The organism is Thauera phenylacetica B4P, assembly GCF_000310225.1.
Lineage (GTDB): Bacteria > Pseudomonadota > Gammaproteobacteria > Burkholderiales > Rhodocyclaceae > Thauera > Thauera phenylacetica.
On record NZ_AMXF01000027.1, the window covers coordinates 1 to 24381 of the forward strand.

Annotated in this window: 23 protein-coding genes and 1 pseudogene; 3 read left to right on the forward strand and 21 right to left on the reverse strand. The window is 67.1% G+C overall.

Annotated features, from left to right (window positions below; all coding sequences use genetic code 11):
• The 7 genes and pseudogenes from C667_RS06115 to C667_RS06145 all read right to left on the reverse strand — a co-directional run.
• A pseudogene (locus C667_RS06115) lies at window positions 1–242 on the reverse strand (siroheme decarboxylase subunit beta); the annotation flags it as partial.
• On the reverse strand, window positions 242–1450 hold the full coding sequence (locus C667_RS06120; protein ID WP_004358690.1) for a cytochrome D1 domain-containing protein: 1209 nt from the start codon (window positions 1448–1450) through the stop codon (window positions 242–244). The gene C667_RS06120 and the pseudogene C667_RS06115, both read right to left, overlap by 1 nt.
• Window positions 1451–1539: 89 nt before the next feature.
• Window positions 1540–1923, reverse strand: a complete 384-nt coding sequence (locus tag C667_RS06125; protein ID WP_004358692.1) for a c-type cytochrome — start codon at window positions 1921–1923, stop codon at window positions 1540–1542.
• A gap of 230 nt (window positions 1924–2153) precedes the next feature.
• Window positions 2154–2483, reverse strand: a complete 330-nt coding sequence (locus C667_RS06130; protein ID WP_004358694.1) for a cupredoxin domain-containing protein — start codon at window positions 2481–2483, stop codon at window positions 2154–2156.
• 139 nt (window positions 2484–2622) lie between these two features.
• Window positions 2623–3501, reverse strand: coding sequence for an ethylbenzene dehydrogenase-related protein (locus C667_RS06135; RefSeq protein ID WP_039920874.1), 879 nt, complete (start codon window positions 3499–3501; stop codon window positions 2623–2625).
• Between the two features lie 42 nt (window positions 3502–3543).
• Entirely contained in the window at window positions 3544–4155 is a 612-nt protein-coding gene (locus C667_RS06140) for a NapC/NirT family cytochrome c (protein WP_039920875.1), read from the reverse strand.
• Between the two features lie 68 nt (window positions 4156–4223).
• A complete protein-coding gene (locus tag C667_RS06145; RefSeq protein ID WP_004358700.1) occupies window positions 4224–5906 on the reverse strand; it encodes a nitrite reductase in 1683 nt (560 codons plus the stop codon).
• Window positions 5907–6161: 255 nt separating this feature from the next.
• Here C667_RS06145 and cobA point away from each other — a divergent pair, with 255 nt between their 5' ends.
• Entirely contained in the window at window positions 6162–7052 is an 891-nt protein-coding gene (gene cobA / locus C667_RS06150) for a uroporphyrinogen-III C-methyltransferase (RefSeq protein ID WP_004358702.1), read from the forward strand.
• A 52-nt stretch (window positions 7053–7104) separates the two neighbouring features.
• Window positions 7105–8547, forward strand: a complete 1443-nt coding sequence (locus C667_RS06155) for a putative nucleotidyltransferase substrate binding domain-containing protein (protein ID WP_004358704.1) — start codon at window positions 7105–7107, stop codon at window positions 8545–8547.
• 31 nt (window positions 8548–8578) lie between these two features.
• Here C667_RS06155 and C667_RS06160 read toward each other — a convergent pair whose 3' ends face one another.
• Window positions 8579–9493, reverse strand: a complete 915-nt coding sequence (locus C667_RS06160) for a YihY/virulence factor BrkB family protein (protein ID WP_004358707.1) — start codon at window positions 9491–9493, stop codon at window positions 8579–8581.
• Window positions 9494–9630: 137 nt separating this feature from the next.
• On the opposite strand from C667_RS06160, the gene C667_RS06165 reads away from it, so the two are divergent.
• Window positions 9631–11568 (forward strand): RecQ family ATP-dependent DNA helicase, encoded by a 1938-nt coding sequence (locus tag C667_RS06165; protein WP_004358709.1) that lies wholly within the window; start codon window positions 9631–9633, stop codon window positions 11566–11568.
• Between the two features lie 353 nt (window positions 11569–11921).
• Here C667_RS06165 and C667_RS06170 read toward each other — a convergent pair whose 3' ends face one another.
• The 13 genes from C667_RS06170 to C667_RS06230 are packed head-to-tail and all read right to left on the reverse strand — an operon-like array spanning window position 11922 to window position 24278.
• Window positions 11922–12164: a DUF2274 domain-containing protein gene (locus tag C667_RS06170; RefSeq protein ID WP_004358711.1), complete on the reverse strand. Its 243-nt coding sequence runs from the start codon at window positions 12162–12164 to the stop codon at window positions 11922–11924.
• Complete coding sequence (locus tag C667_RS06175) at window positions 12161–13426, reverse strand: TraB/TrbI/VirB10 family type IV secretion system protein (RefSeq protein WP_004358713.1); 1266 nt, start codon at window positions 13424–13426, stop codon at window positions 12161–12163. The genes C667_RS06170 and C667_RS06175 overlap by 4 nt, the downstream gene beginning before the upstream one ends.
• Window positions 13427–13428: 2 nt before the next feature.
• A complete protein-coding gene (gene trbG, locus C667_RS06180; protein WP_039920876.1) occupies window positions 13429–14433 on the reverse strand; it encodes a P-type conjugative transfer protein TrbG in 1005 nt (334 codons plus the stop codon).
• Window positions 14430–15134, reverse strand: a complete 705-nt coding sequence (gene trbF / locus C667_RS06185; protein WP_004358717.1) for a conjugal transfer protein TrbF — start codon at window positions 15132–15134, stop codon at window positions 14430–14432. The genes trbG and trbF overlap by 4 nt, the downstream gene beginning before the upstream one ends.
• A 12-nt stretch (window positions 15135–15146) precedes the next feature.
• Window positions 15147–16517, reverse strand: a complete 1371-nt coding sequence (gene trbL / locus C667_RS06190) for a P-type conjugative transfer protein TrbL (RefSeq protein WP_004358719.1) — start codon at window positions 16515–16517, stop codon at window positions 15147–15149.
• The gene (locus C667_RS06195) at window positions 16514–16846 is read right to left on the reverse strand and encodes a hypothetical protein (protein ID WP_004358720.1); all 333 of its coding nucleotides are present in this window, start codon (window positions 16844–16846) and stop codon (window positions 16514–16516) included. The genes trbL and C667_RS06195 overlap by 4 nt, the downstream gene beginning before the upstream one ends.
• 12 nt (window positions 16847–16858) lie before the next feature.
• Window positions 16859–17599 (reverse strand): P-type conjugative transfer protein TrbJ, encoded by a 741-nt coding sequence (gene trbJ, locus C667_RS06200; RefSeq protein WP_004358722.1) that lies wholly within the window; start codon window positions 17597–17599, stop codon window positions 16859–16861.
• Window positions 17596–20082 (reverse strand): conjugal transfer protein TrbE, encoded by a 2487-nt coding sequence (gene trbE, locus C667_RS06205; RefSeq protein ID WP_004358724.1) that lies wholly within the window; start codon window positions 20080–20082, stop codon window positions 17596–17598. Before trbE ends, trbJ begins: the two co-directional genes overlap by 4 nt.
• 12 nt (window positions 20083–20094) lie before the next feature.
• Complete coding sequence (locus C667_RS06210) at window positions 20095–20367, reverse strand: VirB3 family type IV secretion system protein (protein ID WP_004358727.1); 273 nt, start codon at window positions 20365–20367, stop codon at window positions 20095–20097.
• Complete coding sequence (locus C667_RS06215; protein ID WP_442478169.1) at window positions 20364–20738, reverse strand: TrbC/VirB2 family type IV secretion system protein; 375 nt, start codon at window positions 20736–20738, stop codon at window positions 20364–20366. Before C667_RS06215 ends, C667_RS06210 begins: the two co-directional genes overlap by 4 nt.
• 5 nt (window positions 20739–20743) lie before the next feature.
• Window positions 20744–21796, reverse strand: a complete 1053-nt coding sequence (trbB, locus tag C667_RS06220) for a P-type conjugative transfer ATPase TrbB (RefSeq protein WP_028839641.1) — start codon at window positions 21794–21796, stop codon at window positions 20744–20746.
• On the reverse strand, window positions 21793–22263 hold the full coding sequence (locus C667_RS06225) for a ribbon-helix-helix protein, CopG family (protein WP_004358731.1): 471 nt from the start codon (window positions 22261–22263) through the stop codon (window positions 21793–21795). Before C667_RS06225 ends, trbB begins: the two co-directional genes overlap by 4 nt.
• The gene (locus tag C667_RS06230) at window positions 22260–24278 is read right to left on the reverse strand and encodes a conjugal transfer protein TraG (protein WP_004358733.1); all 2019 of its coding nucleotides are present in this window, start codon (window positions 24276–24278) and stop codon (window positions 22260–22262) included. The genes C667_RS06225 and C667_RS06230 overlap by 4 nt, the downstream gene beginning before the upstream one ends.
• Window positions 24279–24381: the final 103 nt, after the last annotated feature.

A 24381-nucleotide genomic window follows, 5' to 3' on the forward strand; every position in this document is an offset into this window, starting at 1 on the left:
GCCAGCGCGGCCAGCGCGCTCGCGCCCAGGCGGCGCGGGGCGAACACCGCGCCCACCCGGCTCACCAGGCCCTGCGCGGCCAGGTCGCGGTAGGCCGCGATCACATCGTCCTCGGCGGCGCCCACCGCCTGCGCGATGCGCGCGAAGGGCCGCGGCTCGAGCGGGAAGTCGCGCTGCCACTCGTTGAGCAGGCGGAAGCCGGTGGCGTCGAGCGCCTCGGGCAGGATGGCCTGGCGCGGCATCAGAAGCCCGTGCGCGCGGCGCGCGTGGTGAAGAAGATCCCGCTCGGGCTCGCGGAGTCGAAGCCGCCGATCTGCTGCTTGCTGGCGGTGTCGTAGATCACCACCTTGTTGTCGTCGCGCGCCGACAGCCAGATCTCGTGGCCCTTGGAGAGGAACTCCATGTGCAGGATGCCGCGGCCCGGCTGCAGCGTGTCGGTGACCTTGCCGGTGACGGTGTCGATGACCTGCACCCAGCCGTTGTCGGGGAAGGCGAAGTTCACCCAGATCTCGCGTCCGTCCGGGCGCGCCATGGCGAACACCGGCTGGCTCTTGACCTGGATGCGGTCGACCTCCTGCCAGGTACCGGTGTCGACCACCAGCACCTCGTGGCGACCGATCGCGGGCAGGTAGGCACGTCCGCCCGCGACCGACCAGCCGCGCAGGTGAGGCATCTTGAACACCGGCAGGGGCTGCTCGCCGCGGCCGTAGCCGGAGAGGATCTTGCGGCTGCCCTTGTCGAGGTTCCACAGGTCGATCAGCGCCAGGCCATCTTCACCGAAGAGGCCGGCGATGTAGTAGCGGCCGTTGGGCGTGACCAGCGCGTCGTAAGGCTGCTTGCCGCCGGCGAAACGCTGGGTGACCGGGTTCCTGGGGTCGGAGAAGTCGGTGATGCGGATCTCGCCCGCCTCGAAGAGCGAATAGATGAAACGCTTGCCCGACAGGTCCGCCAGGCCCACCACCTTGGAGCGGGTGCCGTCCTCGGTGGTCGCGGGCACGTCGGCGACGAGCTCGAGCGTGTCGGCGTCGAAGGCCTTGATGCCGCCCGGCTCGTAGTTCTGCACGACCACCAGGCTGCCGTCGTGCGAAATGGAACCGCCGATCGCGTTGCCCGCCTGCACCTTGCGGCCAGCGATGCGGCGCTCGAGCAGATCGACCTTGGTGAGCCCGCCGTCGCGGCCGAACACGAAGGCGTAGCGGCCATCACGCGAGAACACCACCGAGGCGTGGGAGAGATCGCCCAGGCCGTCGACCGTGGCGAGCACGCTGCGCCCGGTGGTCTCGATCACCTTGACCTTGCCGTCGGCACGCTCGATCACCACGCCGAGGTCGCCGGTGCCGCGCAAGGCGGCCGGCGGCGTGCTCGAGCAGGCCGACAGCAGCACGACCATGGCGGAGAGGACCACGCCCCACAGGGCGGGCGGTGCGAGACGAACTTCACGCGAGGACATGGGAACTCCGGGAGCTTGGGGTGGCCGCGGGCCACCGGGAAGACTGCCGTCCGCGCCCGCGCGCCAAGCCAGGGCGGGACGGCGACGGTTCAGTTGCGTGCGGCGGCCTGCGGGAGGCCGGCATCGGCGGGGAAGCCGCGCATCAGCCAGTACACGATCCACTCGGCCTCGGCCTCGGACAGGATGGTCTGGAAGGGCGGCATCGGCGTGCCCGGGCGGCCGCCGACAATGGTGGCCACGAGGCCCTCGGCCGGCTTGTCGGCGAGCGCCTCGGCCGTCAGCGCGGGCCCGAGCCCGCCCTTGAAGCTCAGTCCATGGCAGGAGCCGCAGTCCTGGCGGACGATGTGCACCAGCTCGCGCGCGCGCGCCGGATCGGGTTCGACGGGCAGGCGCTCGGAGGCTGCGGCATAGGCGGAGACGAGCGCGGCGCCGAGGAGGACCACGGCGTGGGCGAGGAGTGGCGGAATCTTCATGCTGGCATCCGGCGGTAAGGCATCGGGGAAGAGCATGGGCCCTCGGTCGGGTCGAAACCTTGACTCGAATCAACCTCGACGGGCAAGGGGTCTTGCCCGCGCGCTTGCCGCCGCGCTCCAGCCCCCTGCTGCCCTCTGTCCCGCGCCCCGCCCCATCCGCCAACCACTTCGGAGGGCGGCGATGCCGGAGGGTGGCGGCGTGCGGCGCCGGCGTGCAGCGGCGACGCGGATCACTCCTCGACGATCACCACCCCGAGCATCTCCGGATGCGGGCCGCAGCGATACTCGAAGCGCCCCGCCTCCGGGAAGGCGCGCGACCACTTCTCACCGGGGAAGAAGCGCTCGGACTCCTCGTTGCGCCCGAGCAGCAGCACCGAGTGGCTCACCCGCTTCTCGTTGTTCACCCAGGTCACGGTGTCGCCGCGCTTGATGCGCAGTTCCATCGGCGCGAAGGCGTACTTCTCCACGACGACCTGATGCTCTGCGGCGACAGCAGGGCCGCCGCCAGCGAGCGAAAAAGCGGCGGCAAGGAGGCAGGCGGGGGCGAATCTCGCGTTCATCGTCATCTCCGTTTCATGCGCAGGCGACCGCAGGGTCGCGATGGATCCATCGCAAAGGACAACGGCGGAAGCCCCGGGTTCGCCGGATGCTTCCGCCGTATCGAACACCGCCCAGGGGCATGGGCGGGATCGGACCGGATTACTGCTTGGCCGCCTTGATGTGGCCGTCGGTGTCGAGGCCGAGCTTGTAGCCGAGCGAGACGTGGTGGAAACGGCCCGCCGCGCTGTCATCGTGGATCGCGAAGCCGAAGTTGTAGGCCTTGCCCGACTCGAGCTTCACGTCGCCCTCGCCTGCTGCGAGCTTGCGGGTGAACACCACCGACCAGTTGTCGCCGTCCTTCTTGCCTTCGGCGCTGACCAGGGCGTTGCCGCCTTCCATCACGCGCTTGTCGGCGACGTAGCCGTTGTAGCCCTTGTTCTCGCCGCTACGCCACTGGTAGAGGTCGTAGAACTTGCCTTCGGCGAGCGAGCCGCCCTTGACGTACTTGGTCTTGGCCTCGTCCGCGCCCGGCATGGTGCGCGAATCGGTGTGGCAGGTCGCCCAGCAGCCACTCTGGTCGGCGAGGTCGACCTTGCCGCCGGACTCGAGCATGAACGCGATCTTGACCGGGTTCTTGTCGTCCATCTTCGCGGCACCCGAGGCAGCCGGCTGCTTCCAGGAGAAGCGGACGTAGAGGTTCTCGCCGTCGTGCGCGGCCTGCACCTTCACCGGGATGAAGGCGGCCTTGCCGGCGATCGGGGTGGGCTCGATCTTCTGGCCGCTGGCCATCTTCTTGCCCATGTCGGCCGCCTCGTCGCTGTGGCAGTCGGCACAGGTCTCGCCCTTCTTGAGTGCGCGCGCGCCACCGTGCTCCGTCCCCTTCTGGATCCACTCCAGCGGCGAAACGCCGGGATAGAAGGCGGTGATGTCCTTGCCCTCGACCTTGCCCCAGTCGGGCGCGGCCGCGAGCGCGCTACCCGTACCGAGGGCCAGGAGAGCACCGACTGCGCCGGCAATCATCGTTTTTTTCATCGTCATATCCTCGCTGTGCTTGGGTTGGCCTGTGATGCACGAGGGATCTTACTCCTCGTCTTCCTCGGTCATGCCTTCCGGCTTGTGGTGGGCGATACCCTTGTGGCAGTCGATGCAGGTCATGTTGTCCTCGACCGCCATTTCATGCTGCTTGCGCGCCCGCTGCTTCTGCGCTTCCTTGTTCATGCTCTCGAAGCTGTGGCAGTTGCGGCATTCGCGCGAGTCGACCGACTTCATGCGCGCCCATTCGCGACGCGCGAGCGTCAGGCGCTTGGCCTCGAACTTCTCGCGGGTGTCGATGGTGCCGGTGATCTTGCCCCAGACCTCGCGCGAGGCCTGGATCTTGCGGATCATCTTGTAGGTCCAGTCTTTCGGGACGTGACAATCCGAACACACCGCACGGACACCGGTGCGGTTGTTGTAGTGAATGGTCTCCTTGTATTCCTGATAGACGTTGTCATACATCTCGTGGCAGGAAATACAGAACTTCTCGGTGTTCGTGGCTTCCATCGCGGTGTTGAAACCGCCCCAGAACAGCACGCCCACCACGAATCCAACAGCCAACAGGCCGCCCAGCGACTTAGCGGAAGGACGGCGCAGGCGTGCCCACAGGCCGCCCGAATTTTCTTGTTTGGAGTTGTCGCTGTTTTGTTCAGACATGGAACTCTTCCCCTCGGTCCCCCGCGCCAGGGGCGCGGGGGTTTTTCAGAGCTTGACCTGACGATCGATCAATAGACGTCGTGCATCGTGTTGTACACGTTGAACTTGCCGGTCGGCGTGACGATGGCCGGATCGGTGATCACCTTCTTGACCTTCAGCGTCTTGTCGTCGTAGATCACGATCGCGGACTGGTCGGTCTTGCCGCCCCACAGCGAGATCCACACTTCGTCACCCGCTTCGTTGTACTCGGGCTGCACCGCACGGCGGATCGCCTTGCTCTCGGGCAGGCCCGAATCCTTGGCGACGTCGAGGCGAACCGGCTCTTTCTTCAGATCGGCCTTGTCGAACACGAACACCGCTTCGGCGAGCTCGCGCTCGGGGTTCATCGGCGCGTCGGCCCAGAAGTTCTTCGACTTCGGATGGGTCTTCACGAACAGGTTGCCGGCGCCCGGCATCTTCAGCTCCTGCACGACCTTCCAGTTGTGATCCTTGTACTTGGCGAACTTCGGATCGTCGGAAGCGGTGGAGATGAGCGACACCACGGCGTCACCCAGGTGGCCGGTCGACCACACCGGACCGAATTCCGGATGGACGAAGTTGGCGCCACGACCCGGGTGCGGGATCTTGGCGGTGTCGACCAGGGCGGCGAGCTTGCCCGTCTTGGTGTCGACCGCGGCGACCTTGTTCGACGCGTTGGCAGCGACCATGAAGTAGCGGCCCGAAGCGTCCCAGCCGCCGTCGTGCAGGAACTTGGCGGATTCGATCGTGGTGGACTTCAGGTTCTTGATGTCGCTGTAGTCCACCAGCAGGATCATGCCGGTTTCCTTGACGTTGACCACCCACTCCGGCTTGGTCAGCGAGGCCACGATGGAGGCCACGCGCGGCTCGGGGTGATAGTCGCCATCGACGGTGTTGCCGCGGGTCGACACGACCTTCATCGGCTCGAGGGTCTCGCCGTCCATGATCGAGTACTGGGGCGGCCAGTAGGTGCCACCGATCAGGTACTTGTCCTCGTAGCCCTTGAACTTCGAGGTGTCGACCGAACGCGCATCCGAACCCAGGCGCACGGTGGCGACCGTGGTGGGCTCTTCGTAGAACATGTCGATGATGGTGGTCAGGCCGTCACGACCGACGGTGTACACGTAGCGACCCGAAGCCGACAGGCGCGAGATGTGCACCGCGTAGCCGGTATCGAGGATCTTCCAGATCTTGTGGGTGTCGCCGTCGACCAGGGCCAGCTTGCCCGCGTCGCGCAGGGTGATCGCGAACACGTTCTTCAGGTTGACCTTGTTCATCTGCTTGGTCGGACGCTTGTCGACCGGAACAAGCAGCTTCCAGCTGTCCTTCATGTCCTTGAGCGAGAACTCGGGCGGAATCGGCGGCTCGACCTGGATGTAGCGCGCCATCAGGTTGATCTCTTCCTTGGTCAGGATGTCGTCGTAGTTGACCATGCCGCCTTCGGTACCGTAGGCGATGATCTTCTCGAGACGATCCGTGCCGAGCTTGAGCGTACCGCCTTCGAGCTTGGTGCCGTCCGGCGCGGTCTTGGCCCAGTGCGGCTCGAGGTTCTTGCCGGTGGCGCCCTTGCGCAGCACGCCGTGACAACCCGCGCAGCGCTCGAAGTAGATCAGCTTGCCCTTCTCCATTTCTTCTGCGGTCAGCTTGGGCGCATCCGCCGCCCAAGCACTGCTCATGGCCAGCGGCAGAATCGCCAGCGCCAGCGCCGAACCGAACAAACCTTTCTTTTGCATTGCCCTCTCCTTACACACGACACGGGATGTGAAACAACAGTGTGATGGCAGTATGGTTTTTCCGGGGCGGCCCCATCCTTGATGTGAATTAATTTTCCACATCAACTCCGAGGATAAAGTTCGGGGACGCCGGAACGACGTCGCCATGCGCCCGCCCGAGGATTTCGCGGTGTCCTGGACAAGCGGTTTTCCGGCCCCTGGCGGGGTCTTTTTCCGCCGCAACGGATTTCAAGAGACGGTGCTGGAGCCCACATCATGCAGGCAGGAACCTTTCGATCGGATGCTTCGCCGGCCGGCGCGGTCAAGCCGCGCTTCCTTCGCGCCAGTCGTGCCGCCCTGCCGCCCCGCGGCACGCCGGAAGGCCCCGCCGAGCGGCCGCGGTCCACGCGTGCGCAAGGCCACGGCAAGGTGCATCTGGTCGGCGCCGGCCCGGGCGACCCCGACCTGCTGACCGTGAAGGCGCTGCGCCTGATCACCGGCGCCGAGGTCGTCGTCTACGACCACCTCGTCGGCGAGGCCGTGGTGGCGCTGATCCCACCCGGCGCCCGTCGCCTCTACGCGGGCAAGGAGGCGGGCAACCACGCCCTGCCCCAGCACGAGATCAACCGCCTGCTGGTCGAGCTCGCGCGCGAGGGCCACGACGTGGTGCGGCTCAAGGGCGGCGACCCCTTCATCTTCGGACGCGGCGGCGAGGAGATGCAGGCCTTGCTCGACGCCGGCATCGAGTGCGAGGTCGTGCCCGGCATCACCGCGGCAGCGGGCGCGGCCTCGGCGACCGGCATTCCGCTCACCCACCGCGAGCACGCGCAGACCCTGGTGTTCGCCACCGGCCATCTCAAGGACGACACGGTCGACCTGGACTGGCCGGCGCTCGCCCGCCCGCGCCAGACGGTGGTGATCTACATGGGCCTGGGCGCGCTCGAGATCATCTGTACGCAGCTGATCGCGCACGGCCTCGCGGCGGACACGCCCGCGGCGGTGATCCACGCCGCTACCACGCCGCGCCAGTGCGGCGTCCATGCCACGCTCGCGACCCTGCCCGCGGCGGTGCGCGCAGCCGGCATCCGCGCGCCGGCCCTGATCATGATCGGCGAGGTGGTCGCGCTCGATCCCGGCCTGGTGCTCGCAGCCGCAGCGGCAGGCTGAAGCGGCCGCACCCGGGTAAAATGACGCATTCGACGCGTCCCCGGGAGTAGCCATGGCAGAAGAAAACGAGTTCTTTCGTCCGATCCGGGAGATCGAGCAGCGCCGCGTGGTGAGCTGTAGCGCCGACGACACGCTGGTCGACATCGTCGGCCGCATGCGCGAGATGAGCATCTCCTGCGTGGTCGTCGTCGAAGGGGAGCGCCCGACCGCGATCCTCACCGACCGCGACCTGCGCAACAAGGTGATCGCCGCCGGCCGCGACCCGGCCGGGCTCGAGGTGCGCGACGTGATGAGCGCGCCGGTGATCACGATCGGCGAGGAGGACGTGCTCTACGAGGCGCTCTACCGCATGTCGCGCCACGGCATCCACCGCCTGGTGGTGGTCGACCGCAAGGGCGCGCTCGCCGGCATCGTCACCGTCACCGACCTGCTGCGCCTGCAGGCGCACTCGCCCCACCAGCTCGTCCTCGACATCGAGAAGGCGGACTCGATCGAGGCCCTGCGCGAGCTCCACCAGCGCATCCAGAAGCTGATCGTGCACCTCGCCGGCACCGGCATCGCGATCCGCGACACCGTGAAGCTGATCGCCAACCTCAACGACCAGGTGCTGATCCGCCTCATCGACCTGCTGCGCCGCGACCGCTACCCCGATCTCACCGCGGACTTCACCTTCGTGGTCATGGGCAGCGAGGGCCGCAGCGAGCAGACGCTGTCGACCGACCAGGACAACGCGATCATCTTCGCCGACACGGTACAGGGCGAGGAGCTGGCCCGGCTCGAGGCCTTCTCCAGCGACCTGATCGAGGCACTGATCTCGATCGGCGTTCCGCCCTGCCCCGGCGGCATCATGGCGCGCAACCCCGCCTGGCGGCGCAGCCTCACGGCCTGGAAGCGCGAACTCACGCAGTGGCTGTCGGCACCGACGCCGGAGCATGTGATGACCGGCAGCATGTTCATGGACCTGCGCCCGCTCTACGGTCGGCGCGAGCTCGCCGACACCCTGCGCGAGCACGCGCTGCACCACATGAGCCAGGAGCAGGGCTTCCTGGTGCGCATGGCGCAGAACATGGTCAACTTCGCTCCGCCGCTGGGGTGGTTCGGCCGCATCAAGGTGGAGAAGTCCGGCGAGCACCGCGGCGAGGTCGACCTCAAGAAGGCCGGGATCTTCGCCATCACCGACGGCATCAAGGCGCTGGCCATGGAGGCGCGTCGACTCGACGGCAGCACGCACGACCGCATGGAGGCGCTCATCGAGGCCGGGGTGCTCAAGCCCGATCAGGTCGCCGACCTGCGCGCGGCCTTCGACTTCCTGGTGCGGATGCGCCTGCGCGGCCAGGTCGAGGCCCTGGGCGCAGGCCGCAAGCCGGGCAACTACATCGCGCTCGACCAGCTGAACGCGATGCAGCAAGGCGAGCTGCGCCTCGCCTTCGAGGGCGTCGCCAGCTTCCAGTCCTTCATCCAGCAGCACTTCAAGCTGCAGCTGCTGCGCAACTGAAGGCCGCCGCGCCACGGCCGGCGTGGCGGCGTCAGTCCTCGATCAGCTGTCGATGCACCAGCACCGCCGTGGCGCGCGGGCGCACCGCACAGCCGCGCGCCTCGAGGTAGGCGCGGGTGAAGGCGGCGCCGAAGAGCAGGATCAGCGACGAATAGTTCACCCACAGCAGCAGCATCACCAGCGAGCCCGCCGCGCCGTAGGTGGACGCGGTGGCGGTCGTGGACAGGTAGATGGCGATCAGCGCGCGCCCGAGCGCGAACAGCAGCGCGGTGACGAAGGCGCCCGGCAGCACGTCCCGCCAGCGCAGCACCACGTCGGGCAGCACGCGGAAGATCGTGGCGAAGAGCAAGGTCACCACCAGCAGCGCGATCGCCCAGTCCAGCCCGATGATCACCGCCACCGGCACCGGAAGCCAGTCCTGCGCGAAGGTGACGAGCGCGCGCACGAAGATGCTCAGCGAAAGCGACACCAGCAGCACGAAGCCGATGCCGAGCACCACCGCGAGCGAGAGCAGGCGAGTCTTGAGATAGATGAACACGCTGCTGCGCGTGGGCCGCGGCGCCACCCCCCAGATCGCGTTGAGCGCGTTCTGCATCTGCGTAAACACCGTGGTCGCACCGAACAGCATCGCGCCGAAACCGGCGACGGTGGGCAGCAGCCCGCTATGCTGGATGCGGCTGTTCTTCACCGCGGTCTGGATGGTTGCAGCCGCCTCCGGTCCGATCGCCACCTCGAGCTGCTCGGCGATCCGTCCCTCGGCCGCGCTTTCGCCGAGCACCAGGCCCACCACGGTGACCGCCACGATGACCACCGGCGCCACCGAGAACATGGTGAAGAAGGCGAGCGCCGCCGCGTGGACGAAGACCTGGGCTTCCAGCCACAGCTTGACCGTGGTGCGGACGATCGTGGACCAGTCGCGAAACAGGCAGGGGCGGGAGTCGTTCATGCCCGGATCTTACCTCGATCGCGGCGCACCCGAGCCCCCGGCGCCCGAAAGCGCCTTGCGTTAATGCTTTTCGCATGCTTTATTAGTCGTATCGCATTGTTCCGCGCACACCTCCCGACCCCGCAAGGCCACTTCTCATGAGCCCCTCCGAACCGCTCCTCGGCGCGCTGCAGAAACACTTCGGCCACAGCCGCTTCCGCCCCGGCCAGGAGGCGGTCATCGAGCACCTCATGGCTGGCAGATCGGCCGCGGCCGTGTTTCCCACCGGCGGTGGCAAGTCCCTGTGCTATCAGCTGCCGGCGCTGCTGCTGCCTGGTGTGACCGTGGTGGTGTCACCACTGATCGCGCTGATGAAGGACCAGATCGACGCGCTGGCCGCGCGCGGCATCGCGGCCGGCCGGCTCGACTCGACCCTGGGCACCGACGAATACCGCGCGCTGATGGCGGCCCTGCGCGACGGCAGCCTGCGCCTGCTCTACGTTGCCCCCGAGCGCTTCAACAACGAGCGCTTTCGCGCGGCGATCGCGCGGGTACGGATCTCGCTCTTCGCGGTCGACGAGGCGCACTGCATCTCCGAATGGGGCCACAACTTCCGTCCCGACTATCTCAAGCTCGCGGGCTTCGCCCGCGCGGTCGGCGCCGAGCGCATCCTCGCCCTCACCGCCACGGCCACCCCGCCGGTGCTCGACGACATCTGCCGCATCTTCGCGGTCCAGCCCGAGTGTGCGGTTCGCACCGGCTTCTACCGCCCGAACCTGCAGCTCCTCGTCTCCGCGGTCGAGGCCCGCGCGCGCGACGAAACCCTGCTCGGCCTGCTGGCGCAGCGTGCCCCCGGCCCCACCATCGTCTACGTCAGCCTGCAGAAGACCGCCGAGGCGCTCGCCGCCACCCTCGCCGCCGCGGCGTGGCCGGCACGCGCCTACCACGCCGGGATGAAGGACGACGAGCGTGCCGCCGTGCAGGAGTGGTTCATGGCCTCGGACCGCGCCATCGTGGTGGCGACGATCGCGTTCGGCATGGGCGTGGACAAGGCCGACATCCGCTACGTCTACCACTACAACCTGCCCAAGAGCCTGGAGAACTACGCCCAGGAGATCGGCCGCGCCGGACGCGATGGTGGGCCATCGACCTGCCACCTGCTGCTGGTCACCCGCGACATCAACGTGCTGGAGAACTTCATCTACGGCGACACGCCCGACAAGGCGGCGCTCGGCAGCCTCCTCGACGAGCTCTTCACCGCGCCAGGGGGCGAACTCGAGCTCGCGCTGACCGAACTGGCCGCGCGCCACGACCTGCGCCTGCTGGTGCTGCGCACGCTGCTCACCTACCTCGAGCTCGATGGCTACCTCGAAGGCGGCACGCCCTTCTACGCCGACTACCGCTTCAAGCCGCTCATGAGCTCGGCGCAGATCCTCGCCCGCTTCGACGGCGAGCGCCGGCATTTCCTCGAGCACCTGCTGCGGCTGGCGACGAAGGAGCGGCTCTGGTTCCGCATCGATCCCGCCGCGGCCGCCCGCGCCCTCGCCTGCGACCGCGAGCGGGTGATCCGCGCGCTCGACTGGCTGGGCGACCAGGGCATGCTGGAGGTGAAGGTGGCCGGGGTGCGCCATCGCTATCGCCGTCTGCGCGCGCCCGACGACCGGGAGGCCCTCGCCACGGCACTGCACCGGCGGATGTTGCAGCGCGAGAAGGCCGAGCTCGCGCGGCTGATGCAGGTCCTCGACTTTGCCGGCTTGTCGGCTTGCCACAGCGCCGCGCTCGCCGCCCACTTCGGCGAGATCCTGCCGCAGCCCTGCGGCCAATGCACCGGCTGCCAGGGCCTGGCCGCCTCGGTACGCGAGCGCGGCGCGTCGGCGATCCCCGAGACGCTCGCCGTCGAGCTCGGCGCGCTGCGCGCGGCCACGGGCCAGGCGCTGGCCTCGCCCCGGGCCGTCGCGCGCTTCCTGTGCGGTCTCCCCTCCCCCTTGCTCACGCGCGCACGGCTCGCCAGCCACACGCTATTCGGCCGCTGCGCCGAGGTCCCCTTCGAGCAGGTGATGCAATGGGCTGAGGACCGACTCGGCGCGGCGGCCTGATCGGCGAAGGGTGGCTGCAGGCGACCACGGCAGCATCGGCGGAGGAGCACAGCGCTGGCCGCCGCCGCGCCCGACACAAAAAAGCCTGACGTTCTCAGGCGTCAGGCTCTGCCTCCAGGGCGTCAGGCCCGCTCGATCATTCCCACTCGATCATCAACAGGTCTCGCAAGCCCGCGTGGTTAAAGGGATTTGCGATGATCGACATGGGCCTCTACCGTCGCTTTTACCGTCATCCGACAAGAGCTTTGTCTGGTGCGGAAGATGTAGGGATTTGAGGGGCGACGACTCTGGCAACTCCATCGTCAATCACCCTCTAGGATAGCGCAGAAAGCACAGCGGTCTTCCTCCAAGCCTCACTTCGCTGCAACCTTTGGAGCCTCCCGCCCTCCCCTCCTGAACCCACGATCTCCCGCCATGAACGCTTCCAGCATGTGCGGGATCAGAGTCATGGCATCGACCGCCTCGCCATACGTCTGCGCGTACAGCGCGGCGTAGCGGTCGAGGTCGGCTTTCAGGCTGGCCGGGCAAGCGAAGGTCAGCTTGACGCTCTCGGTCTTAGGCAGCGGCCCGAGTCGCAGCTTCTTGGTCGTTCTCATTGCGAAGCTCCCCGATTGAAGAACAGCGGCTGGTAGGGCCGCAGCACCAGATCCCGATTGACGATGATCCGCACCGGCAGGCCCGGCCGCGTGGTCAGCGTCGGCTGGATGTTCATGTTGCGCCGAGTGATCTCCTGGCCGACCTGATTGATGCTGTCCTGCGCGCTGTCGCGCCCCGCGATCACGATGCGATTGCCGTCCTGGCGGCTCTCCGGCGCGGCCAGCTCGGCGCCGACACCCAGCAGCGTCGTCAGCACCGCGCCAGCGACGATGCGATTCCAATGCCAGTCCACATCGTCTTCCAGGCCCGCGTAGCCTGCGGGATCGGTGCCAACAAGGTTGTCGAGCGTCAGCGAGGACGTGTCGGGCAGGATGATCCGGTTCCAGACGACTTGGACACGGCTCTGCCCGTAGCTGACCTGGCTGTTGTAGCGCCCGAGGATGCGCGATCCCTGCGGGATCAGCAGGAATTTGCCAGTGGCCGTGTCAAAGACCGGCTCCGTCACCGTGGCGATCACGTCGCCCGGAAGATCGGACTTGATGCCTGTCACCAGCGCCCCGGCGATCACCGTTCCGGCCATCACCTGATATGGCGATGCCGGCAGCGCCAGATTGCCGGAATTGCGGGTTTCCGTAGAACCACCTTTCAGGAAAACCTCTTTCTGGTCTTGCCGGTTCTGCACGGCGGTCGGGTCGGCGGGCTGGGCCGCCGTCGAGGCCGGTCCGGCGGCCATCGGGTCGAACGCTGCATTGGCGGCGAAGCCCGGCGCGGCGGCGACCCGCGACTGCGCCACGGGAGCGGCCGCCTGCGCACCTGAACGGAAGAACACGGACGAGGCTGCGGCCGCTTCGGCTTCCTTGCGCAGCGCATCGTTCGGATCGTGGCCGGGGGCCGTGTAGGCGGCCGTAACCGGCTGCTGCGATTTCACGATGGCCGGGCCGAGATCGCCCGGCAGCGGCGGCCCGAGTTCGGGCACCTTCGGCAGCTTGGAATAGTCGGACGGTAGGCCGTCCAGCCCTTCAGACTTCGACACACGATCCACGTTGTAAAGCTCGGTCTGTTCGCCTGCGCCGCGCCGATGCGGCTGCAATGACCAGATCGTGGCCCCGAGCACGGCGACCGACAGGCCGCCGGTGAGCATGGCCAGCGTCCGCCGGTTCAGGCGCGTGACCGGGCGCGGCTGGGCGCGCAGCGCAACCGCCTCGGGCGCGACCTTGCCCGCCTGCGGCGTGGCGAGGTCGGGGGTGTCGTCCTGGCTCATGGTCAGTTCCTCCGTGCCACGCCATCCGTGCGCTCGATCCGCACCACGTCGCCCTTGTCACCACCCAGGCGCAGTTCGGCAGCGCCAAAGAGGCGATCCACAATGTAGTACGGCGCGCGGAAGCGGTAATTGACCAGTTGCCCGTCACCTTGCGGCCCAATCACGAACAGCGGCGGCAATTCACCCTGAGCGATACCGGGAGGGAACTGGATATAGACCTTCGCGCCATCATCGAAGGCACGGAGTGGCTTCCAGGGCGGATTGCTGCCGCTGATCGCGTAGCGGAAGCGCAGGTTCTCCAGCGACAAGCCGGAATCCACCGGCGCGGCGGCGCTGGAAGCCTGCGCCTGGCGCTGCAAGGCCAGCACCCGGTCGCGCGGGTATTCCCACGACACCGATGCCATCCACGTTTTTTCCGTCGAAGCCAGCTCCAGCAGGTACGTCCTACGGCTGGTGGTGATAACCAGATTCGTCTTAAGGCCCGAGCGGATCGGCTTGACCAGCACGTTCACGCGCAGGTCGGCACCGCTGCCGCTGGACGTGTCGCCCACGATCCAGCGCACGGTATCGCCGGCGGCCACCGTCACCAGCTCCTCGCCCGGCTGGAGCGAAACCACGGTAACGCGGCCCACGGCCGCATAGACCTGATAGAGCGCGCCATCGGTGAAGGGCCAGACCTGAATCGCATTGACGTAGCCCTCGCGCGTGGGCGCGACGCGCGCCTCGGCATTGGCGCGCGAGACGCGCACCTTCTCGTCTGCAGGCTCCGGCGTAGGCTTGGCGTCCTCGGCTTCGGGCAACGGCTTCAACTGCGCCGGCATCGGGAGCACCTCGGGTACGGCCACCACCTCCACCGGCGCAGGCGGCTCCGGCAGCGGCTGGGCCTGCACCGGCTCATCGAGCGAGATCACGGGCGGCGGTTTACCCTGTGTGGCGCAGCCCGTGGACAGAACAGTCGACGCAAGCAGGATCACCGGCAAAGCGGTTTTACGGAAAAGATCATTCATGGCTTGGCTCCTTCGGAAGAATCCAGTTCGCGGCTCCACGACAGGCCATTGACGTAGATGCCCAGGGGGTTCTTGCGCAGACGTTCTTCGGTGCGCGGCGGCTGGAGCACGATGGACACCACGGCCGTCCACCGCTCCAGGCCCGCCGCGGCACCGTTGACGTAACGGCGTTCCGTCCAGCGCACGTTGAAAGACGTGTCGCTGGCACGCACGACGCTGGTGATCTGCACCGTCACCGATTCCTTACCGATGCGCGCGAACGGATCGTTCACGCGCGCGTAGTCGTTGAGTACGACTGCGCCCTTGTCGGTCGTGTAGTCGTAGGCATCGAGCCAGTTCTGGCGCACGACGATGGGGTCGATGGACAGCGAGCGCACTAGGCCGATAAATCGGCCCAGGTGGTAAGCCGTCTGCGCGTCGCTGGGCTTGTAGGGCGTGGCGGCTTCGCCGACCGCTCGCACCTGGCCCGCGTTGTCCACCTCCACCACATACGGCGTCACGATGGACTGCGCCGAGCGCCATACCAGGCCACCGGCCATCAGCAGCGCGAGCGTGAGACACCCGAAGGCCATCAGCCGCCAGTTCTTCGCCTGCACGCGCGGCGAGCCGATACGTTCGTCCCACACCTGGCCGGCAGCTTGGTATGGCGTGGCAGGCGGCGGCGTGTCGGCGTAGCGCACCTGCGGTTTCTTGAATCGCATGGTCAGTTCTCCTTATGAATCGGAATCGCGCAGGCTCGGCCCCTGGCCGGAGCCGCCACCATCGCCACCGCGCAGCGCGTGGGCAGTGGTGGTCGCGGCATGGGTGAGTTGCTGGCGGCGGTGCAGCCGCTTGGCCCAGGCGGGTTGCTCTGGTGTCTGTGCAGCGGTGCCGCCTGCGGGGGCTTCGCTTGTGGCGGGCTGACCGGCTGACGCACCAGCGTCGCCATTCCAGCCAGCGCGGAACGGCGCAGCCATGCGCTGCCCGGCGGCGGAAGCGCGGGATGCCGCCGCGCGTCCTGCCGACTGCGCGCCGGTCTTGGCGACATTGCCCAGGCCCGCCATTGCACCCTTTGCACCACCGCCTGCGGCGGCGGAACCGGCCTGGAACGCCGATTTCGCGCTGCTGGCTGCCGACGTGGCGGCGCGCGCACCGCTGCCGGCCAGCTTGGCGGCAGCCGGGGCCATGCGCGCCCCGGCCATGACGGCACCACCTACGCCCGTTGCGGCGGCACCGACGGCCACCGCCGTTCCTGCTGCGCCGATAGCAGCGCCGGCCATCGCGCCCGCACCGAGCTGCGGCGCACCGGACACAAGACCCGTGGCGATGCCGGGGCCGAAGATACCCAGCGCCAGCAAAGTGAGCGAGGCCAGCATGATGACCAGCGCATGGTCGATGGACGGCTCGGCGGGATGGACTTGGAACTGCGCGAACAGGCCCGAGCCGATACCAACGATGACGGCCAAGACCAAGACCTTGACGCCGGCGGACACGACGTTGCCCAGCACCTTTTCCGCCAGAAAGCTCGTCTTGTTCCACAGCGCGAACGGCACCAGCACGAAGCCGGCGAGCGTGGTCAGCTTGAACTCGATCAGCGTGATGAATAGCTGGATCGCCAACACGAAGAAGCACAGCACCACGACCAGCCACGCGAGGAACATCACCACGATGGGGTCGAGGTTCACGAACACTTCGGGGAACCCCGCCATATCGCCGATCTGCTTCAAGATCGGCGCCCCTGCGTCGATGCCGGTCTTCGCCAGCCGACCCGGCTGCAAGAAGGTCTCCATCGTGATGGCCGAGCCGGTGGCGGTGATGCCCAGCCCCGCAAACGAGCGAAACACGATGCTGGCCAGCCAATTGAAGTTGTTGAGGATGTAGGCGAAGGCGCCGACGTAGAGCACCTTGCGCAGCAGCTTGGCGATCACGTCCTCGCCCTGGCCGGTGGCGTGGCTCATGGCCCAATACAGCCCGGCGAGAGTCATGTCGATGACGATTAGCGTGGCCGTGAGGAACGCCACTTCGCCCCGCAGCAGCCCGAAACCCGAGTCGATGTAGGTAGCGAAGGTGTTAAGGAACTGGTCGATGATGGTCACGTCATTCATGGCGTGCCCTCCGGTTCGGCGGGAAAGGCTGGCGCCACGCCATCGGCCGGTTCCTTGAAGCTGGGCGGGATCGACGGCAGATCGGACAGCGTCTGGTGTTCATCCAGCCCGGCCCCGCCGGAAACGAAGCGCCGCCGGAAGGCTTCGGCGGCGTCGCGACAAGCGTCCTCGCCCGTGGCCCGCCCGTCGGCTGCGCATTGCGCGCGCAATGCCTTGAGCCGCACGGGATCGACTGCCAAGGCATCGGTAAGGTTGTCGGCCGGCTGCTTGCCGCAAGCGGCCAGCAGCGCGGCAAGCACCGCAACAGACAGGGCGAGGACGCATCGCATGGCGGCCTCCCGTCAGTTGCCGTAAAAGTTCACAGACTGCGGCGTATACGGCGTACCTTCGCCGAGGAAGCGCCGTCGCACCTCGCGGGCACGCTCCGTGGCCGCCGCCTGCCGCGCCAGCTCTAGCGACGCTGCCCGGTCTTGCGTGATCTGGAGCCGCTGGGTCTGAATGGACTGCTTGGCCTGCAAGGCCAACAGTTGGTTCGTGGCTTGCATGGCTTGTAGCGCACCGACGGCAGATTGGCTCTTGCTGACCAGATCCGTCAGAACACCTTCATCGTCATGGAGGTTCTGCGATGCCTGGGCTTGCATCTGCATCGTGGTCTGCAAGCCATTGAGCGTGTTCTTCCAACGCTCCTGCGCATCGCGGTACATCTGGTCGCCGCTGATCGTGGCGGCGTACTGTTCGGGATACAGGCGCGCGAACTCCCGATCCAGATTCGTCACGTCGTAGGCCAAGCCCCTGGCTTGGGCAATCAGCCGTTCGGTCGTCGCCAGGTTAGCGCGCAACTGGCCGACCACGCTGGACGGCAGGCTTGCGAGGTTGCGCGCCTGGTTCATCAGCATCTGCGCTTCGTTCTGGAGCTGGCGAATCTGGTTGTTTATCTGTTCGAGGGTACGGATTGCAGTCAGCGTGTTCTGCACATAGTTGGTCGGATCAAAGACAATGCGCCAGGCCAGTGCTGGTGAAGGAGTCAATGTCGTCAGCGATAGCGCGGCAGCGAGAGAAATGGAAAGCGCACGGATCTTCATTGCGGGTTCTCCTGTGGGTAGTCGGTAGCACGGAGGGAACCCGGCGCAAGGCCGGGGAACGAGGGCAGCAGGTCGGCCGCCCAATCGAGGCCGCGATGGCGCAGCCAAGCGCCCGCGAAGCCAGGCACGCCGGTGTCCGGCGGCAAGCGGCCAAGAACTTGATCAATGGCGCGCTGGTCCTGCGGCGTGGAAGCGCCAGCGAAGGCCAGCGTCGCAGGCCCCAAGTCGAGGTCGAACAGGCGATTGCCGAGGCGGGATTGGTAGTAGTAGTCGCGCTTCGGCTGCGCCGTGGCAACGATCTCGATCTGCCGCCTGTTAAGCCCGAAGCCCTCGTAGATCGTGCGAATCTGCGGCTCGGTCGCCTGCGGGTTCGGTAGAAAGATGCGGCTGGAGCAGCTTTCGACAATCGCGGGCGCGATGCTCGAATCCTTGATGTCGGCAAGGCTCTGTGTGGCGAATATGACACTGACGTTCTTCTTGCGCAGCGTCTTGAGCCACTGGCGGATGCGCGCGGCAAACACCGGGTCATCGAGGAACAGCCACGCTTCATCGAGGATCAGCAGCGTGGGCACACCGTCAAAGCGTTCATCGAAGCGCGCAAAGAGGTAATGCAGCACGGCCATGACGGCGGCCTTGCTGTGCATCAGCTCCTCCATCTCGAAGCACTGCACGCCCGCTGACCCCGCATCGGTGCTTTCCAGCCGGTCGTGGTCGGCGTCCAGCAGCTTGCCGTGGGCGCCGCCGAGCACGTAAGGCGACAGTGCCTGCCGCAGCGCGTTCGATTGCAGCAGCACTGACAGGCCCGTCATCGTGCGCTGCTCCATGGGCGCACCGGCCAGGCTTCCCAGCGCCGACCAGATGGCCGCTTTCTCGTCGGGGCCGGTCGCCACGCCTTCGTGCATCAAGCGGCCTTCGATCCATTCGGCTGACCATGTGCGGTAGCCCGCGCGGTCGATGCGGGCCAAGGGCTGGAAGGCGATTTCGCCATCCGTCCCGAGGTCGTAGTGCTCGCCGCCCAGACCGAGGATCGTGGCGCGCATCGAGCGGCCCATGTCGAACGCGAAGATGCGCGAGCCGCGATAGCGGCGGAACTGCATCGCCAGCGTGGCGAGCAGCACCGATTTGCCCATGCCCGTGGGGCCAGCCACCAGCGTGTGGCCCACGTCGCCGATGTGCGTGACGAGCCGGAAAGGCGTCGCGCCATCGGTGCGCGTGACGATCAGCGGCGGGCCGTCAAGATGGGCATTGCGCTCGGGGCCGGCCCACACCGCCGACACCGGCATCATGTGCGCCAGGTTCAGTGTCGAAACGATGGGCTGGCGCACGTTCGCGTAGGCGTTGCCAGGGATCGATGACAGCCACGCATCCACGGCGTTGAGCGTTTCGGGGATGGTGACGAAGCCTCGGCCCTGGATGACACGCTCCACCATGCGCAGCTTCTCGTCGGCCACGGCCGGGTCGGCATCAAGCACCGTTACCGTGGCGGTGAGGTAGCCGAAGGCGACTTGATCGCTGCCCAGCTCCTGCAAGGCGGCGTCGGCGTCGGCCGCCTTGTTGCTGGCGTCGGTATCAACCAGCGGGCTTTCCTGCTGGAAGATCGTTTCGCGCAGCAGCGCGATGACGTTCTTGCGCTTGGCGAACCACTGGCGGCGCAGGCGTCCCAACTCCCGTTCCGCTTCGGCTTTGTCGAGGCAGAGAAAGCGCGTGCTCCAGCGGTAAGCAAAGCCGAGCCGGTTGAGGTCGTCCAGAATCCCCGGCCACGTCGATGTCGGGAAGCCCCGCACCGATACCACGCGCAGGTGCTGGTCGCCCAGCATGGGCGCCAGGCCGCCTACCAGCGCAGAATCGGTCAGCAGCGAGTCGATGTGGAACGGCACCTCGGGCACGCCCACGCGGTAACGCCGCGTCGAGATGGTGGAGTGCAGGTAGGTCAGCGTCTGGCTGTCATCGAGCCAGGCGATTTCCGGCATCACGCCATCGAGCAGGTCAAACACGCGATCCGTCTCCGCCACGAAAGCATCGAGCCGGCCGCGCCAGTCCACGCCTTCGGTCGGCCGGTTCTCGTACAGCATCCCCGCCGCGCGGGCGCGCACTTCCTCGGGCGGCAGGTACACCAGCGTCAGGTGATAGCCGCTTTCGAAGTGGTTGCCCGAGTCCTCGAAGGTGGCCCGGCGTTCCTCGTCCACTAGCCACGACAGCGGCTCGGGAAACTCCGAGTGCGGATAGTCGGCGGCGGGCCGGCGCTCTGCCTCAATGAACAGCGCCCAGCCCGAACCCATGCGGCGCAATGCGTTGTTCAACCGCGCCGACGTGGCGATCAGCTCGCCATGCGTCGCGCTGTCGAGGTCAGGCCCGCGAAACCGGGCCGTGCGCTGGAAACTGCCGTCCTTGTTCAAGACGACACCCGGCGCAACCAATCCAGCCCACGGCAGCCAGTCGGCCAGGAAGGCCGGGCGCTGGCGGTATTCGGTGAGGTTCAGCATGGCGGCGTCCCCTCACACGTCCAGCAGCGGGCGGTGCTTGATGTGCTGGGCGAACACGGCCATGAACTGCGGATCGACGCGCGCGCCCCAAACCGCCAGCGAATGGCCGACGATCCAGAGCACCACGCCCGGAATCCACAGTTGCAGCCCCAGCCCGACAGCGGCGGCCAGCGTGCCGTTCGCAATGGCGACCGTTCGCGGTGCGCCGCCCAGCAAAATCGGCTCGGTCAGCGAGCGATGCAGCGGCACCTCGAACCCGGCCGCGAAGGTATCCAGGCTGCTCATACGACAGCCCCGCCGGAGAAGCTGAAGAACGACAGGAAGAAGCTCGAAGCGGCGAAGGCGATGCTCAAGCCGAACACGATCTGGATCAGCTTGCGGAAGCCGCCCGACGTGTCGCCGAAGGCCAGCGCGAGGCCCGTGGCGATGATGATGATGACCGCGACGATGCGCGCCACCGGCCCTTGAATCGACTCCAAGATCGACTGCAACGGCCCTTCCCACGGCATCGAGGAGCCGGCGGCTTGCGCGGTTCTGGCCAGGAACAGCAGCAGCGCGGCCAGCAGTAGCCCTTGCCCCGCAGGGCGGGCGAGACTGCGCAGCCGTGCAAGGCGTAAAGCCGGATTTACGGAAACACGGAAAGCAGGAATGGTCATCTGCGTCATGGCAGTTCTCCAGGTTGGTCAGGGGACGAGGAAGTCGCCGCAGCGGGTGCGGCATCGGGGATCGGCGGCAGCTCGGGAAACGGCGTTTCCAGCGCGTCCGCCAGTTGGTAGCCCACGCCGTCGAAGCCGACGACGCGGGCGATGTTCTCGATGCGGCGCTTGCGCCCGCGCCCGGCGATGTGGATCACCACGTTGACTGCCTCGGCGATCAGCGCACGGGGCGGGTTCACGGCTACTTCGAGAATCAGTTGCTCCAGGCGCAGCAGCGCGCCGAGCGCGGAGCCGGCGTGGATCGTGGCGATGCCGCCGGGGTGGCCCGTGCCCCAGACCTTGATGAGATCCAGCGCCTCGGCGCCGCGCACCTCGCCGACGACGACGCGATCCGGTCGCAGGCGCATGGACGAACGCACCAGCTCGGTCATCGACACTACGCCTTGCTGCGTGCGCAGCGGCACGTGGTCGCGGGCCGCGCATTGCAGTTCCACCGTGTCTTCGAGTACGAGCACGCGGTCGCCCGTGGCGGCGATCTCGGCCAGCAACGCATTGGCGAGCGTGGTCTTGCCGCTGCTGGTGGCGCCGGCGATCAAGACGTTCTGGCGTTCGCGCACAGCGTGCACCAGAAAGCCCGCCTGGGCGCTGGTAATCATTCCGTCGATGACGTACCGCACCAGCGGGATCACGCCGATGGCGCGCTTGCGCAGCGCGAAGGCCGGCCCCGGTGCGGCCGGCGGCAAGATGCCCTCGAAGCGTTCTCCCGTTTCCGGCAACTCGGCCGACAGCAGGGGTTGGCCGCGATGCACCTCCGCACCGACGTGGGCCGCGACAAGGCGAATGATGCGTTCACCATCGGCCTCGGGTAGCTCCACACCCATTGGTGCGCGGCCTGACGAAAGCCGGTCGATCCACAAGGTGCGATCAGGGTTCAGCATTACTTCCACCACGTCCGGGTCTTCCAGCGCCGCGGCGATCAACGGCCCCATGGCCGTGCGCAGCATCTGGATGCGACGGTCGAGCGACGAGGCGCTCATGGACTGCCGAGCGGCGCTCATGACGCACGCTCTTGCGCTTGCGCTTGCGCGGCTGCCGCCGCGTCTTCCATCCGCATTGGGTCGGGATGCAGCTCCTCCACCACGTCGCGCACTAAGCTCCGGCCCCGCAGCAGGTGGCGGCCGAGTTGTTCGATGAACTGCTCGAAGCGCGCTTTGCCCTGGGCGCGGGCGGCCTCCTGATGGGCCTCGGGAACCGGCGTGCTCACGGTCAGGTAGTAGCGGATGAACAGCGCCAGCGTCTCGATGGCGATGTTCTGGTCGCGCTCCATGCGCTCGGCCTGCCGTGACAGGCGATCCAGCCGCTTGGCGATGGCCGCCTCGCGCTGGTCTGCTGCGTCCGGCGACAGCCAGGACGCCAAGGCAGCGGCGACGATGGACGACTTGGACACGCCTTTCTTGGCGGCCAGCTCGTCCAAGCGCTTGGCGTGCTCGGGCTGGATGAACAGGTTGAGGCGGTAGTGACTCATAGCTCGATTCCGTCGCTGGGGTCGAGGGAAGCCAGCCGGGCCACGCTCTGCATGGCCGGATCAAGCTGGCGCGGAAGGGGAAGCGGCAGGTCGTCGTCGTCATCGAACAGCGCCAAGTCGGCTGCGGGCGCGGCCAGTTCGGGGTCATAGGCGACGGTTTCGGAAAGCTCGGGCTGACGGCGCGGGCCGCCGTCATCGCTGGCCAAGTTCCCCAGGCCATAGGCGGATGCCGTGGCCGATGCAGCCTGAACGGCAGGAATTGCCAGCCCGCTCCAGTCGTCAGGCCGCGACGGCGGCGCGTCGGCGTACTGCCTGTCCGCAAGCGCAGGCGGCCGCAGCACGCGGTGCTTGAAATTGCTGTCCGCGTAGTAGCGCAGCTTTTTGGCTTTGATCGGCGCCACGCTGGACACCATGACCACAGCCTCGTCGGTCGGAAGCTGCATGACTTCGCCCGGCGTCAACAGCGGGCGGGCCGTCTCCTGGCGCGACACCATCAGGTGCCCCAGCCATGGCGCCAGCCGGTGGCCCGCGTAGTTGCGCTGTGCACGTAGCTCAGTCGCGGTGCCGAGTGTTTCGGAGATACGCTTGGCGGTGCGTTCGTCGTTGGTGGCGAACGTCACGCGCACATGGCAGTTGTCGAGGATCGAATGGTTCTGGCCGTAGGCTTTGTCGATCTGGTTGAGCGACTGCGCGATGAGGAAGCTGCGGATGCCGTAGCCCGCCATGAAAGCCAGCGCCGTCTCGAAGAAGTCCAGGCGCCCCAGTGCCGGAAACTCGTCGAGCATCAGTAGCAGCTTGTGGCGGCGCTCGATGCCGTCGGAGCCGTCGAGCGATTCGGTGAGGCGCCGGCCGATCTGGTTGAGGATCAGGCGGATGAGCGGCTTCGTCCGCGATATGTCCGAAGGCGGCACCACCAGGTACAGCGACACCGGATGCTCGGCCGCGATCAGGTCGGCGATGCGCCAGTCGCAGCGCGACGTGACTTCGGCCACCGTGGGGTCGCGGTACAGGCCGAGGAACGACATGGCGGTGCTCAACACGCCGGAACGCTCGTTGTCGCTTTTGTTCAAGACCTCGCGCGCGGCGGAGGCCACTACCGGATGCGGGCCACCTCCTTCCTCCTTGACGAGGTGCGGCGTGGTCATCATTCGGTGCAAGGTCAGCTCGAAGGGGCTGGCCGGATCGGACAGGAAGTTGGCGACGCCGCGCAGCGTCTTGTCTGCACCCGCGTAGAGCACATGCAGAATGGCTCCGACCAGCAGCGCGTGCGAAGTCTTTTCCCAATGGTTGCGCTTCTCCAGCGCGCCTTCGGGATCGACCAGAATGTCCGCGATGTTCTGCACGTCGCGCACTTCATGCGCGCCGCGCCGAACCTCCAGCAGCGGGTTGTAGGCCGCCGACTTCGCATCGGTCGGGTTGAACAGCAGGCAGTGCGAGAAGCGCGAGCGCCAACCGGCGGTGATCTGCCAGTTTTCGCCCTTGATGTCGTGGATGACGGCCGAGGCTGGCCAGGACAGCAACGTCGGCACCACCAGGCCCACGCCCTTGCCCGAGCGCGTGGGCGCGAAAGTCAGGACGTGTTCCGGGCCTTCATGGCGCAGGTATTGGCGGTCGTGCTGGCCAAGGAACACGCCGGACGGTTGTGTGAGACCCGCCTTGCGAATGTCCTGCGCGTTGGCCCATCGCGCAGAGCCGTAGGTTGTGACCAGGCGCGACTGTCGCGATCGCCAGATCGACATGCCGATGGCGACGACCACCGCGAGCAGGCCGCTGCCGCCCGCGATGGCGCCGCCGGTATCAAACACGCGCGGCGCGTAAGCATCGAAAACGAACCACCACTCAAACAGCTTCCACGGGTGGTAGATCGGCGTGCCAAGAAAATCGAACCAGGGCGAGCCGAGGCGTAGTTGGTAGCCAAGGGCTGCTGCTGTCCATTGTGTGGCACCCCACACACCGGCGATCACGATGCCGAATACCACGGCAATCTGACCGAACAGCACGTTCGTTCCTTGCATGACCTGGCCTCCGATTTCTCCTGCGCTGATTCCTCATGGAAAAAGCGGCACAAAGACGTGCCGTAGGCGTCAGGATCGGTGCCGGGTCAGTGCCGGTCAAAGG